Origin of the sequence: Sphingomonas psychrolutea (assembly GCF_014636175.1) — a bacterium.
Lineage (GTDB): Bacteria > Pseudomonadota > Alphaproteobacteria > Sphingomonadales > Sphingomonadaceae > Sphingomonas > Sphingomonas psychrolutea.
Map to the genome: position 1 here is coordinate 58,163 of NZ_BMDW01000010.1, position 12,349 is coordinate 70,511.

Annotated in this window: 11 protein-coding genes; 7 read left to right on the top strand and 4 right to left on the bottom strand. The window is 64.4% G+C overall.

The features are described 5' to 3' along the window. Positions 1–10: 10 nt before the first annotated feature. The 5 genes from IEV62_RS09675 to IEV62_RS09695 all read left to right on the top strand — a co-directional run bounded on the left by IEV62_RS09675 (position 11) and on the right by IEV62_RS09695 (position 7,053). The gene (locus tag IEV62_RS09675) at positions 11–2,833 is read left to right on the top strand and encodes a TonB-dependent receptor (RefSeq protein WP_188446908.1); all 2,823 of its coding nucleotides are present in this window, start codon (positions 11–13) and stop codon (positions 2,831–2,833) included. Between the two features lie 79 nt (positions 2,834–2,912). After that, positions 2,913–3,551, top strand: coding sequence for a sulfotransferase family 2 domain-containing protein (locus tag IEV62_RS09680; protein ID WP_188446909.1), 639 nt, complete (start codon positions 2,913–2,915; stop codon positions 3,549–3,551). Continuing rightward, on the top strand, positions 3,548–4,162 hold the full coding sequence (locus IEV62_RS09685; protein WP_188446911.1) for an aspartyl/asparaginyl beta-hydroxylase domain-containing protein: 615 nt from the start codon (positions 3,548–3,550) through the stop codon (positions 4,160–4,162). The genes IEV62_RS09680 and IEV62_RS09685 overlap by 4 nt, the downstream gene beginning before the upstream one ends. After that, a complete protein-coding gene (locus IEV62_RS09690; RefSeq protein WP_229732995.1) occupies positions 4,159–6,078 on the top strand; it encodes a tetratricopeptide repeat-containing sulfotransferase family protein in 1,920 nt (639 codons plus the stop codon). Before IEV62_RS09685 ends, IEV62_RS09690 begins: the two co-directional genes overlap by 4 nt. 3 nt (positions 6,079–6,081) lie before the next feature. Further along, a complete protein-coding gene (locus IEV62_RS09695; RefSeq protein ID WP_188446913.1) occupies positions 6,082–7,053 on the top strand; it encodes an aspartyl/asparaginyl beta-hydroxylase domain-containing protein in 972 nt (323 codons plus the stop codon). Positions 7,054–7,079: 26 nt separating this feature from the next. Here IEV62_RS09695 and IEV62_RS09700 read toward each other — a convergent pair whose 3' ends face one another. The 4 genes from IEV62_RS09700 to IEV62_RS09715 form a co-directional block, all read right to left on the bottom strand. After that, entirely contained in the window at positions 7,080–8,381 is a 1,302-nt protein-coding gene (locus IEV62_RS09700; RefSeq protein WP_188446915.1) for a homoserine dehydrogenase, read from the bottom strand. A 103-nt stretch (positions 8,382–8,484) separates the two neighbouring features. After that, positions 8,485–9,438, bottom strand: a complete 954-nt coding sequence (locus tag IEV62_RS09705) for an isopenicillin N synthase family dioxygenase (RefSeq protein ID WP_188446917.1) — start codon at positions 9,436–9,438, stop codon at positions 8,485–8,487. An 86-nt stretch (positions 9,439–9,524) separates the two neighbouring features. Beyond that, positions 9,525–10,028, bottom strand: coding sequence for a hypothetical protein (locus tag IEV62_RS09710; RefSeq protein ID WP_188446919.1), 504 nt, complete (start codon positions 10,026–10,028; stop codon positions 9,525–9,527). A gap of 64 nt (positions 10,029–10,092) precedes the next feature. Then, positions 10,093–10,464 (bottom strand): DUF3597 domain-containing protein, encoded by a 372-nt coding sequence (locus IEV62_RS09715; RefSeq protein WP_188446920.1) that lies wholly within the window; start codon positions 10,462–10,464, stop codon positions 10,093–10,095. A gap of 134 nt (positions 10,465–10,598) precedes the next feature. Between IEV62_RS09715 and IEV62_RS09720 the strand changes: the two genes are divergently transcribed. Together IEV62_RS09720 and IEV62_RS09725 are read left to right on the top strand one after the other, a co-directional pair. Further along, entirely contained in the window at positions 10,599–11,828 is a 1,230-nt protein-coding gene (locus IEV62_RS09720) for a multidrug effflux MFS transporter (RefSeq protein ID WP_188446922.1), read from the top strand. A 98-nt stretch (positions 11,829–11,926) separates the two neighbouring features. After that, entirely contained in the window at positions 11,927–12,283 is a 357-nt protein-coding gene (locus tag IEV62_RS09725; RefSeq protein WP_188446924.1) for a DNA primase, read from the top strand. Positions 12,284–12,349 lie beyond the last annotated feature (66 nt).

A 12,349-nucleotide genomic window follows, 5' to 3' on the forward strand; every position in this document is an offset into this window, starting at 1 on the left:
GGGGCATTTCATGATTACGACCTATGCGATTCGGGGCCAACGGCCCAATTATAAGAGTCTGTTACTGGCGACGGTTGCGGCGGTGGTCGCAATCGGGTTTCCGCGGGTCGCAGCGGCGCAAGTCGCAGTCGATCCACCAGCGGCCGCCACGCCGGACGCCGAGATCGTCGTGACCGGCTACCGCAAATCGCTGCGCGACGCGCGCAGGATCAAGCGTGACGCCGTGATCCAGAAGGATGTGATCGTCGCCGACGACATCGCCAAATTCCCCGAACTCAACCTCGCCGAGTCGCTCCAGCGCTTGCCAGGCGTGCAAATCACGCGCGAAGCCGGCGAGGGTCGGCGGATCTCGTTGCGCGGGCTTGGCGCGGATTTCTCGCGCGTGCAGCTCAACGGCATGGAAGTGCTGGGCAACGTCGATTCGGCACAGGACAGCCGCGGCCAGCGTTCGCGCGACCGCGCGTTCGATTTCAACATCTTCGCTTCGGAACTGTTCTCCAAGGTCGAAGTCGAGAAAACCTTCCAGGCGGCCCAGAAGGAAGGCGGGATGGCCGGGACGATCGGGCTGTTCACCGGTAAGCCGTTCGATGCCAAGCCGGGGCTTACCGGCGCAATCTCGGGCAAGCTCGGCACCAATCAATATACCAAGGACGCGCAGCCGCGCCTGGTCGGCTTCCTCAGCCAGAATTGGGACAACCGCTTCGGCGTTGCGGTTTCGGTCGCTTACTCCAAGCGCAAGACCACCGAGCAAGGCCATAATACCTATAATTACAGCCACCTCGGCAAGACCGAAATGGTCAATGGGGTCGCAACCGGCGATGCCGTCAATCTGGTCAATGCCGGGCTCGATATTTCACATCTCTCCGCCGCGAAGCAAACCAGGTTCCTGACTGGCGACCTCTATTTCGCCGATGGCAACCGCATCTCCTCCTGGAATGCGGATATGGAGCGGCTCGGCATCACCGCCGCAGTGCAGTGGAATCCGGTCGACAATGTGCTGCTGACGCTTGATGTGCTGCACAGCGAATTCACCACGCATCGCGACGAATTGCACCTCGCGACGCGACCGCTCAACGGGTTCGGCTCGACCACGCTGGACACCGCGAAGGGCAGCCCGTGGCCCGCGCAGTTCCAGAAGGCGACGGTCCTCAACGACTTTACGGTCGACGGCAGCAATTATGTGACAAGCACCGATGCCAGCAACGTCACGCTTGGCAGCGAGCATCGCCGCGAATTGAACAAGAACAAGTTCAACCAAGCGGTGCTGACCGGGAAATGGAACGTAACCGACCGTCTCACGATCGACGGGCATGGCGGCTACGAAAAGTCCACCTACGACACGCCCTATGACGATAAATTCTACATGCGCGCCAAGGGCAATCTGGTCGCCAATTACGGCACGGACGGCCGCTCGGCCACTTTCTCCTATCCGGGCACCGACCTCACCAATCCCGCCAATTACGCGATGGACAATTTCTACTATCGCTCGTTCTACAACGCGTCCGAACTGCAAGAAGGCTTGCTCAACGCAACGTACAAGGTGAGTGACGTGTGGGCGTTACGCGCTGGTGCCGCCTATCACCGCTTCTGGCAGGACGGGGCGAGCTATTATTACGATGGCGGGGCAAACGGCACCTCGGGGGTGACGCGCGGCACGTCGGTCGCGAACATCACCGACGTGTTTACGAACAATTCGGGATCGTGGCTGGTCGGAAATTATGACAAGGGCTTTGCGAAGTACAACGAGTATCATCGCCTCGCGCCCAAGGCCGACGGAACGGGCGGCGTTCTGCAGGATATCGAGAACGTCTACACCACCACCGAAACCACCTTTTCCGGCTATTTGCAGGCCGATTGGGATAGTCAGCTGTTCGGCAACCGTTTCCGCGGCAATATCGGCGTGCGCGGCTATCATACCAAAACGCACAGCACCGGCTGGATTCAGGGCGACAGCTACGCCTATCTCGGCACGACCGACGTGACCGGCAGCTATTCGGGCGTCTTGCCGGCGTTGAACGCAGTGTTCGACCTGACACCGGATGTCGTGGTGCGGTTTGCCGCCTCGGAAAACGTCAACCGCCCGAGCCTCGATTCGATCGCTGCCAAGGGCAGTGCGTTCCAGGACAACGGCAAGATCACGGCATCACGCGGCAACCCCAACCTCAAGCCGTTCAAGGATAAATCGCTGGATCTGGCGGTGGAATATTACTTCGGCAAGGTCGGCTTGCTGTCGGTGAGTGTGTTCCAGAAATGGGTCACGAACTTCATCAGCTCGCAAACCCTGACGAATATCCCGTTCAGCCAGACCGGGGTTCCATCGAGCACGATTCCGGGTGCGACCGCCAGCACGAATGTCGCGGAATTCTCGATGCCGATCAATATCGCGGGCACGAAGTCATTGAAAGGCGTCGAACTCTCGGCCCAGGCGCAGTTTTCGTTCCTGCCCGCACCGTTCGACAATTTCGGCGTGACCGGCAACTTCACCTATGTCGATACGCCCAAGGAGATCACCGGCTTTTCGAAGACGAGCTACAATGCCACGCTCTATTACGATACCAGCCTGTGGGGCGTCCGCGGATCGCTCAGCCACCGCAGCCGCTGGTTCACCGGCACCAGTACCGACCCGATGAGCGCCGATACCCGCGGCTTTGAAGCGAGCACCTATATTGATGCCGCGGCGTTCGTGAAGGTCACCGATAAGCTCCAGGTCACCTTCAACGCAATCAACCTCACGAACCAGAAAGATACGCAATTCTGGGGCCAGAACCGCTATCTCTACAACCAGACGCAAAGCGGTACGACATATCTGGCCGGGTTCGGCTTCAAGTTCTGATACGACGGCATTTAGGGCACCCCGCCTCGCCACGAGGCGGGGTGCCCTACCGATGCCACCAAGCGGGGTACGACACAGCGTGATCATCTCCCATCACCACCGCTTCCTGTTTGCAGCGGTGCCGAAGACGGGGACTCATGCCGTGCGGCAAGCGCTGCGCGAGCACCTGGTCGACGGGGATCTCGAACAGGTTGGGCTGTTCGTCGACAAGCGCTTCCCGTGGCCCGCGCTGGCGGCGATCCGGCATGGCCATTTGTCGCTGCAACAAATACGCCCCTATTTGGGGGAGGCGGCTTTTGGCGACTATTTCAAATTCGCTTTCGTGCGCAATCCGTTCGACCGCTTCGTTTCCTATTGTGCCTTCATGCTGCGCGGCAGCGATGACTTTGCGCAGCGGCCGCGCGCGGTAATGCGCCACTTTCTGTTCGAGCAGCCGCCCGAGCAGCATATCCTGTTCCAGCCGCAAGCCGCGCTGCTGCTGGGCGCGGATGGCGCGACGCTGGCGACCGACATGATCGGCCGCGTCGAAGACATGCAGCACTCCCATGAGGCGATCTGCGCCCGGATCGGCATCCCCACGCGCGCGCTCGACCGCGTCAATGACAGTCGCCACGCCGACTATCGCAGCTATTATGACGAAGCCTTGATGGCCGGCGTCGCCGCGCGCTACGCGCAGGATCTGGATGTGTTCGGCTACAGCTTCGACGGGTTACGATGACGCCCGCCGCCAATCCGCGCAAAACCACTGCGGTCCGCCCGCTTGGCCGTGTCGACATCGGCGCGCTGCGCGCCGCCGTGCTGGCGATCCCGGAGGCGGTGTGGGACGCCGAGAATGCGGCCAAGCCGAACAAGTTCGAAGCGCTCGATCGGACGCGCCACATCGTCTTTCGCTTCATCGACCATCCCCACGATTGGCGCGGCTCGCACGATCGCCCCGCGTGGCGCGACTGGCGCGCCGTGCTCGAGCCGGTGCTGGCGCAAGCCGTGCGCGATTATGGTTATGCCCGCGGGGTGTTTCCGCGCGTGATGCTGGCGCGGATGCCGGCCGGCGGGGTGATCCATCCGCATATCGACGCCAATCCCGCCGCCAAATGGCCGCACAAAATCCACGTCCCGATCCTGACCAATCCCGCCGTAGTGTCTTACTTCGGCGGCAAAGAAAATTGTTTTGCGGCGGGCGACGCGTTCGAGGTCGCAAATCTAAGTCCGCATTGGGTGCGCAACGGTGGGTCGAGCGATCGAGTGCATCTGGTGTTCGAATATTATGATGCAGATCAGCCCGACCCCGACTGGCTGGCACCGTTCCTGCGGCGCGGCGCGGCGCGGTGACCACACCCGGCGGCCTGGGCGATCGCGATGCGTTGTTAGAGCAAGCGCGCGAGCAGCGCGGGCGCAACCAGCTGCGCGAAGCGCTGGCGACGCTGGCGCGGCTGGAGGCGCTGCAGCCACGGTTCAGCCGTCTGCATCAGGAACGCGGCCACTGCTTCGTCCTGTTGCGCGATGCGCCGCGCGCCATCACTGCACTCCACGAAGCGGTGCGCCTCAATCCGACGCTCCCGGCAAGCTGGGACATGCTGGAACAGCTATACCGCATGCTCGGCGACGCCGCCCAAGCCGCCGCCGCGGCCCAGCATCTGGCGACGCTGCGGCAGCTCCCTGCGGCAATCGTGGCGGCGAACAGCCTCATTGCCGATGGCGATGCCGAGCCCGCCGAGATGATCTTGCGCGAGTATCTGCACACGGACACGGGCAATGTTGGCGCGCAACGGTTGCTGGCGCGGCTCTGCTCCGATCGCGGCGCAACCGAAGAGGCCGAATCGGTGCTGCGTGCGGTGCTCGATCGCGCACCGGACTATGATGCGGCGCGGCTCGATTATGCGATGGCGCTCCTGCACCAGCAAAAGCACCGCGCGGCGCGGCAGGAGGCCGAACATTTGCTCGGTCAGGACCCGGACAATCGCGCCTATCTGAAGCTCTATGCCGCGGCCTGTGTCGGATTGGGCGATCACGAACCGGTGATCGACCTGTACGCACGGTTGCTCGCCGACCCACCGGAATCGGCAACCGAAATCGCTGAATTGCGGCTGTGGCGCGCGAATGCGCTGAAGATCGTCGGGCGGCGCGACGAAGCGATTGCCGACTACCATGCCGCGCTGGCGGCGCGCAGCGACTATGGCGTGGCGTGGTTTGGGCTTGGCAATTTGAAGACGTATCGCTTTGGCGACGCGGAGGTTGCGCGGCTGCGTGCGGCGGAGGCGGCGCCCGATGTTGCGGAATTGGACCGGATCTACCTGTGTTTCGCACTGGGAAAGGCGCTTGAGGATCGCGCGGATTACGCCGAGTCCTGGACCTATTACGCGCGCGGCAACGCGCTGCGCCGCCGCACCAGCCGCTATCGCCCGCTCGCCGCGCCCGCGTGCGCGCAGCGCCTGACGCAGACCTTCACCGCCGACTTCTTCGCCGCGCGCGCCGGCTGGGGCGTGGCCGATCCGGCGCCGATCTTCGTGGTCGGGTTGCCGCGTTCGGGCTCGACCTTGATCGAGCAAATCCTGGCATCGCATTCCCAGATCGAGGGCACGCAGGAACTCACCGAAATTAGCCGATACGCGGCCGAGCTGTGCGGCAGCGACCCGGAGAGCGGCTTGCCGCTGCACCCGGAGGCGCTGCAGCGCTTGACCGCCGCCGATGCGCACGCGCTCGGTGCGCGCTTCCTGTCCGACACCCGCACCTATCGCCGGACGGACCGGCCGTTGTTCATCGACAAGATGCCCAACAATTTTTGGCAGATCGGCCTGATCCACCTGATCCTGCCGGGTGCGACGATCATCGATGTGCGGCGCGAACCGATGGCGTGCGGCTTCAGCAATTTCAAACAATTGTTCGGCACGACCAATCAGGAATTCAGCTACGGCCTCGACGATATCGGACATTACTATCGGGCCTATCGCGACATGATGCGGCATTGGGACGCGGTGCTGCCGGGCCGCGTGCTGCGCCTCGCGTATGAGGAGGTTGTGGACGACTTGGATACCAGCGTGCGGCGGCTCTTGGCGCACGCCGGCCTGCCGTTCGAGTCCGGGTGCCTCACCTTCCACACCACAGAGCGCAGCGTGCGCACCCCCAGTTCCGAGCAAGTGCGCCAACCGATCGGCCGTGATGGGCTGACGCAATGGCGCCATTATGCACCCTGGCTTGGCCCGTTGCGCGACACGCTGGGCGATGCCGTGACCGACGATAGGAACTGATCCATGCGACTCTCGCGCCCGTTCTTCCAGCTCCCCGTGCTTTTCGACGTGGCGCGGCTGCAGGCCGAGGTCGCCGCCTTGCCGGCCGACGCATGGGTGCCGCATCCCGACGGTGTGCCCGGTAACAGCGCGGCGCGGTTGATCAGCGTCGACGGCGGCGAGACCGACTCGCATGCGGGGCAGATGGCACCAACGCGCTGGCTGGCCGAGATGCCGTATTTGCAGCAAGTCCTCGCAGGCTTTGGCGTGGTGTGGAGCCGGTCGCGGTTGATGCGCCTCGCCGCCGGTGCGCGCGTGCCCGAACATGCCGACATCAATTACCATTGGCATTCGCGCGTGCGGGTGCACATCCCGATCGTCACCTGGCCGCAAGTGCGCTTCCACTGCGACGGCCAAGCGGTCCACATGGCGGCCGGTGAAGCGTGGATCTTCGACAATTGGCGACGGCACCATGTCGAGAACGGCGCCAGCGCCGACCGAATCCATCTGGTTGCGGACACCACGGGCACGGCGGCGTTCTGGCAGTTCGCGTGCGGGGTCGTTCCGCCGCGCGCGCAGTGGCGCACGCTCGCCTGGAACCCTGCGGGCCGTCCGCAATTGCTGTGCGAAGGCGACCAGCGCGCGCCGATCATGCCCGCCGCCGAAGTACAGTTTCTGCTCGACGACTTGCGCGCGGAATTGACCGGCGCGACCGACACCGCCGACGCCACAGCGCGCGCCATGCAATTCGGGACCCTGCTGGAGAGTTTCGTGCGCGATTGGCGGCAGCTCTGTGCGCTGCACGGCGTCAGCGGGCGAGCGCGACCCGAATTCCTGCGCTTGGCGGCGGCGGTGCGCGCGGCGGCACAGCCGTTCGGCGACGCGGTGATCGTGCGGACCAACGGTGCCAGCGCGGTGCTAGTCCTCGAAAAGCGCGTGCTCCAGCATTTGGTAGCGGACGACGGCGCGCCGTCGGCGGGTGCACGTCGGTCCTAGCCATTTGGGGTATCGGCGAGAACGGTTTACGCTAAAATATGCATCCACAGCGGCTGGCCGACGAGGCTTTGCGATCCGCGCAGCCGTTCCAGCGCTTGCGCAACGCTGCGCTCGGGGCCTTCGTGGGTGACGATCGCGACGAGGACCGATCCGTCGGCCCCGCCCTCATCATGGCTTGCGCCGCGCTGCATCAGGCTTTCGATCGAGACCCCGGCATCGCGCATTGCGGCGGCAATCTCGGCCAGCACCCCGACGCGATCGGCGACGGTGAAGCGCACATAAGCGCGTCCGCGCCGCTCGCCGCTGTCGGCGGGGGCTTGTTCGATCAGCGCAGCGGCGGGCATCGCGAAGGCGGGCCCGAACTCGCCGCGCGCGATATCGATCAAATCCGCGACCACGGCGGAAGCGGTCGGCCCGTCGCCCGCGCCCGGCCCCTGGAACAACAGCCGTCCGACGAAATTGCCCTCCGCCACCACCGCATTGGTCGCGCCGGTGACGTGCGCCAGCGGATGATCGATTGGCACCAGATGCGGATGGACGCGCTGGAACAGCCCCGCTGGCCCCGATTCAGCCAAGCCCAGCAGCCGCACGCGGTAGCCGAGCGATGCCGCCTCGGCGATGTCGGCGGTGAGCACGTGGCGGATGCCGCTCGCCGCGACATCGGCAAAGGCGGGCTGCGTGCCGAAGGCGAGGCTCGCCAGCAGCGACAATTTGTGCGCGGCGTCGACGCCGTCGATATCGAAGCTCGGGTCGGCCTCGGCAAAGCCCAAAGCCTGCGCCTCGGCCAGCACATCGGCAAAGTCGCGGCCTTCCGCCTCCATCTTTGACAGGATGAAATTGCACGTGCCGTTGAGGATGCCGTAGACGCGCTCGATCTCGTTCGCCGCCGCGCCCTCGCGCAGACCCTTGATCACCGGCACACCGCCGGCGACTGCCGCCTCGAACTTTAGCGCCACGTTCGCGGCCTCGGCGGCGCGCGCGAGCTCTAGCCCGTGATGCGCAAGCATCGCCTTGTTGGCGGTGACGAAGCTCTTGCCCGCCGCCAGCGTCGCGCGGGCGAGGGCGAGGGCAGGGCCGTCGGACCCACCGACCAATTCGACCACCACATCGGCGTCAACATTCGCGAGCGCGGTCGTATCATCGACCCATGCGAAGCGCGTTATGTCGACGCCGCGATCCTTCGAGCGATCACGCGCCGACACCGCGACGATTTCGATCGGTCGCCCAGCGCGCCTGGCGATCAACGCGCCATTGGTGTCGAGCAAGCGGATGACGCCGCCACCGACGGTGCCGAGCCCAGCGAGCGCGATGCGGAGCGGTTTAGTCATTGGTTTCCTTTTGTCACCCCGGCCTTGTGCCGGGGTCCACCGATCAACGAGTGTCGCGCTAGCGGAGGAGTGGACCCCGGCACAAGGCCGGGGTGACGTGATTTTACGCCTTCACCAGCCCGATTTCGACCAACCGCTCATGCAAATAATCATGCGCGGTGATCGGCGTGGGATAGCGGTTGGGCCGCTCGGCGGTAATCGTGCTCGGCAGCGTCTCGATCAGGAAATCGGGCGCAGGGTGGAGGAAGAAGGGCATCGAATAGCGCGAATGGCCGCGCCGTTCGGGGGCTGGATTGACGACGCGGTGCGTGGTCGAGGGCAGGACGTGGTTGGTCAAGCGCTGCAGCATGTCGCCGACATTGACGACCATCGCGCCCTCGGGCGGCTTGATCGCGAGCCATTCGCCAGTCTTGTCGAGCAGTTCGAGGCCGGCTTCCTCGGCCCCCAAGAGCAGCGTGATGAGGTTGATGTCCTCATGCGCGCCCGCACGCACGCCCGGCGCATCGGCGGGGATCGGGGGATAATGCAGCAGGCGCAGCACCGAATTGCCGTCGCGCACGGCGTGGTCGAACCAATCGGGCGCGAGCCCGAGATGCCGCGCGATCGCCGACAACAACCGGTCGCCCGCTGTGTCGAACGCGGCGAACAATTCGATGAACGTCTCGCGAAAACCCTCGGGCTGGTCCGGCCAGACGTTGGGCGCCATTTGCGCCTCGAAGCGGTGCCCCTTGGCCAGCTGGCGCCCAACGTGCCAGAATTCCTTGAGGTCGACGTGGCTGGCGCCCTTGGCGATCTCGGTCTTGAACGGCGTATAGCCGCGCGCGCCGCCGCCGCCGGGCGCGAAATAGGCGCGTTTGGTCTCCTCGGGCAGCGCGAAGAACGCTTCGGTCATCGCCCAGGCCCGTGCGATCAGATCGGCGGGGACACCATGATCAGACACGACCGCGAAACCGAAGCGCTCGAACGATCCGCCCAGCGCGGCGGCAAAGGCAGCGGGGTTGGCGGCTTCATCGGTCAGCGAAAGGGGGGGCACGTGTGCGGTGGGGCTTTCGAGCATCTTGGAACGTCCGTTACACTTGGGAAAGTGCACCGATACCGCCAAATGTGCCGCGCGCCCACCCCTTGGCTTCGCCCGCGCGTTGCTTACTCGATCGTGATGATGCCGTTCGATTTATCCCCGCCGTCGGGGGTCAGTTCGAGCGTGAAGGGCTTGTCCTCATCGGTCGTGCCGGTCAGCCCATTGCCCTTGTCGCTGAGCTTGAAGCCCGCCGCGTTCAGCTTGCCTTTGAACCAGTCGCGCACCGTCGTCGGCGCGGCGGGGCTGGCGAAGGTGACGCGGACGCGGCCGTCATTCTTGTTACCCGGGCGATCCTTCACGTCGACATTCATGCCGCTGATGGTCGATCCGGGATAGAGATGGACGCCGTTCATGTCGAAATTGTCGGCGTTGAGCTTGAGTTTGGGCAGCGTCACCTTGCCCTTGAAGAACGGCGTGTCGATCGTCGCTTCGCCCTTGCCGTCGATGCTGGCGCCTGAGGCGTTTCCGTCCGAATCCGAGCTATCGATCGAGAAGGACGCGCCCTCTTTACCGTCGCCACACGCCGCGAGCGGGACGAGCGCCAAGGCGCAAAGCAGGGTGCGAAGCATGGCAAGCCTTTCGTGTAGCATAATACTAACACACTAAAGGCTTGCCGCTGCTTTCGTCAAGCGTTTACGAACCGAGGTTGGCCATCACATGCTTATGTAGCCAGATATTCATCGTCGCGCTGTCCTCGATATCGCCGTCATAGCCGAGTTCGTGGGCGAGCGAGACGCGGTTTTCGTGGCTTGGATCGAGATCGAGCACCTTCATCAGATCGACGATCGAGGTCTGCCAGTTGAGCGGCTGGCCCTTTTCGGCGGCTTTCTGTGTCAGAATCGCGGTGACATCGATCGGCGCTTTTGGCGTGGGCGGTGCCGCTTCGGCAACAGGCGTGGCTGCAGCGGCTGCGGCGGGGGCCGCTGCCGGAGGAGCCGGCGCTGCGGCGGCAGGTTCGGGTTGCTTGCCCCAGATCGCATCCTTGATCATGCCGAAAACGCTCATCGTAAAATCCTTTCCTGATGGGACTTACAGAATGGTCCGCGATCGCGACCGTTCCATGACAGTTGCGGCATCCGGCGCGGCGGGTGCGCGTTTTGCGGGGTGACCTTCGCGGCGGGGTCGGGCATTGGCGCGGCATGTCTGCGCTTGATCACCCCCCGATGCAGGATTCGCCGCCGATCCGGATGGTTGAATTCGTGCCACTGATCGCTGCGCTGATGGCGCTCGCCGCGCTCGGCATCGATACGATGTTGCCGGCCCTGCCCAATATCGCGCAGCGCCTGGGCGTCGATGCGATTCGCGAGGGGCCGTTGATCCTGACGGTGTTTGTGATCGGGCTCGGCATCGGGCAGTTGATCCACGGGCCGCTGACCGATCGCTATGGGCGGCGGCCGGTGCTGATTTGCGGGCTGATCGCTTATATCATCGGCAATCTGCTCGCCGGACTGGCGGGAAATTTCACCTTGTTGCTGGTGGCGCGCTTTGCCAGCGGCCTCGCGATCGCGTCGGGCCGGGTCGTGACGATCGCGCTCATTCGGGACTGTTTTTCGGGCCGGGCGATGGCGCAAGTCACCAGCCTTGCCTTCATGGTGTTCATGGCGGTGCCGATCGTCGCGCCGAGCATCGGGCAGGGGATCCTGCTCGTCGGATCGTGGCGGCTGATTTTCGAGGTGATCGCCGGCGGCGCGCTGTTGTGCCTGATCTGGTTCGCGGTGCGCATGCCAGAAACGCTCAAGCGCGAGGACCGGCAGCCCTTGTCGATCCGCGCGACGCTCGCCGGATGGGGGGTGACCGCGTCGGACCGCTATTCGCTCGGCTACACGCTCGCCGCGATGGTGTGTCAGGGCGCAATCTTCGGCTATCTGTCGTCGATCCAGCCGATCATGGCGCAGGTCTTTCACCAGCCTGCTTGGCTTGGCGGGGTGTTCGCGGCGTCGGCGGGGACGATGGCGGCCGCGAACTTGCTCAATTCGCGGATCGTCATGCGCGTCGGCATGCGGCGCATCTCGCAAGCGGCATTGGTCGTGATGATCATGTCGTCCTCAACCGGGTTGATGGTCGGGCGGCTGGGCGATGAACCGCTGATCGTGTTCGTCGTCATCCAGGCGATCACCATGGCCTGTTTCGGTCTCGCCACCTCGAACATGTCGGCGATGGCGATGGAAAATATGGGCGGGATCGCCGGGACTGCGTCGAGCGTGCAGGGCTTTGTCGGCATCACCTTCGGCGCAGTGATCGGCTGGGCGATCGGGTTGAGTTTCGACGGCACCACGGGGCCGATGCATGGCGGCTTCCTCCTTGCCGGTCTGGTCGGCCTGGCGACTGCCGCGATCGTCGAGCGCGGACGGCTTTTCCGCCCCAGTTGATCGTAAATCTTGGGGACGGCCGGGAACCGAAGCGGTTGCGCGCGGTTCGCTGTTTATGCCGCCCAAGTGCAGCAACCCCGGCGGCCGGGAGACAGAGGATGAGCAGCGGTGGACATCAGGTTCCGGGCAGCGGCACCGGCGATGACGGCTTTGATGAAGAGGGCTATGATGAGAGCCAGCGCGCCGAAATCCTCGAAGTGACGCGCGACGGGCCAAGCGACGGTACGCTGCTGACCGACCTTGCCCCCGACATCGCATCCGAGAATGACGATGATGATGAAGACGAACTCGACATGGAAGACGACGATCTCGGTGACGAGGATGACGACCTCGACAGTGAGAAGGACGGAGACGAGGACGATCAGGACGAAGATGACGTCCAGGACGAACTCGACGACGACAGCGTCGAGGATGACGAACTGAGCGACCGCGACGACGCGGCCTTGCGGCCGTAACAGGGGTGGGATCGGGTCGATTTCGGCCCGACCACGTTACTCCGGCGGGTCGAGACCAGCCAACGA

What these genes read in the sequence shown, in the direction of transcription:
- IEV62_RS09675 (WP_188446908.1), top strand. Translation starts at nt 11, where the DNA reads ATGATTACGACCTATGCGATTCGGGGCCAACGGCCCAATTATAAGAGT.
- IEV62_RS09685 (WP_188446911.1), top strand. Translation starts at nt 3,548, where the DNA reads ATGACGCCCGCCGCCAATCCGCGCAAAACCACTGCGGTCCGCCCGCTT.
- IEV62_RS09695 (WP_188446913.1), top strand. Translation starts at nt 6,082, where the DNA reads ATGCGACTCTCGCGCCCGTTCTTCCAGCTCCCCGTGCTTTTCGACGTG.
- IEV62_RS09700 (WP_188446915.1), bottom strand. Translation starts at nt 8,381, where the DNA reads ATGACTAAACCGCTCCGCATCGCGCTCGCTGGGCTCGGCACCGTCGGT.
- IEV62_RS09705 (WP_188446917.1), bottom strand. Translation starts at nt 9,438, where the DNA reads ATGCTCGAAAGCCCCACCGCACACGTGCCCCCCCTTTCGCTGACCGAT.
- IEV62_RS09710 (WP_188446919.1), bottom strand. Translation starts at nt 10,028, where the DNA reads ATGCTTCGCACCCTGCTTTGCGCCTTGGCGCTCGTCCCGCTCGCGGCG.
- IEV62_RS09715 (WP_188446920.1), bottom strand. Translation starts at nt 10,464, where the DNA reads ATGAGCGTTTTCGGCATGATCAAGGATGCGATCTGGGGCAAGCAACCC.
- IEV62_RS09720 (WP_188446922.1), top strand. Translation starts at nt 10,599, where the DNA reads ATGTCTGCGCTTGATCACCCCCCGATGCAGGATTCGCCGCCGATCCGG.
- IEV62_RS09725 (WP_188446924.1), top strand. Translation starts at nt 11,927, where the DNA reads ATGAGCAGCGGTGGACATCAGGTTCCGGGCAGCGGCACCGGCGATGAC.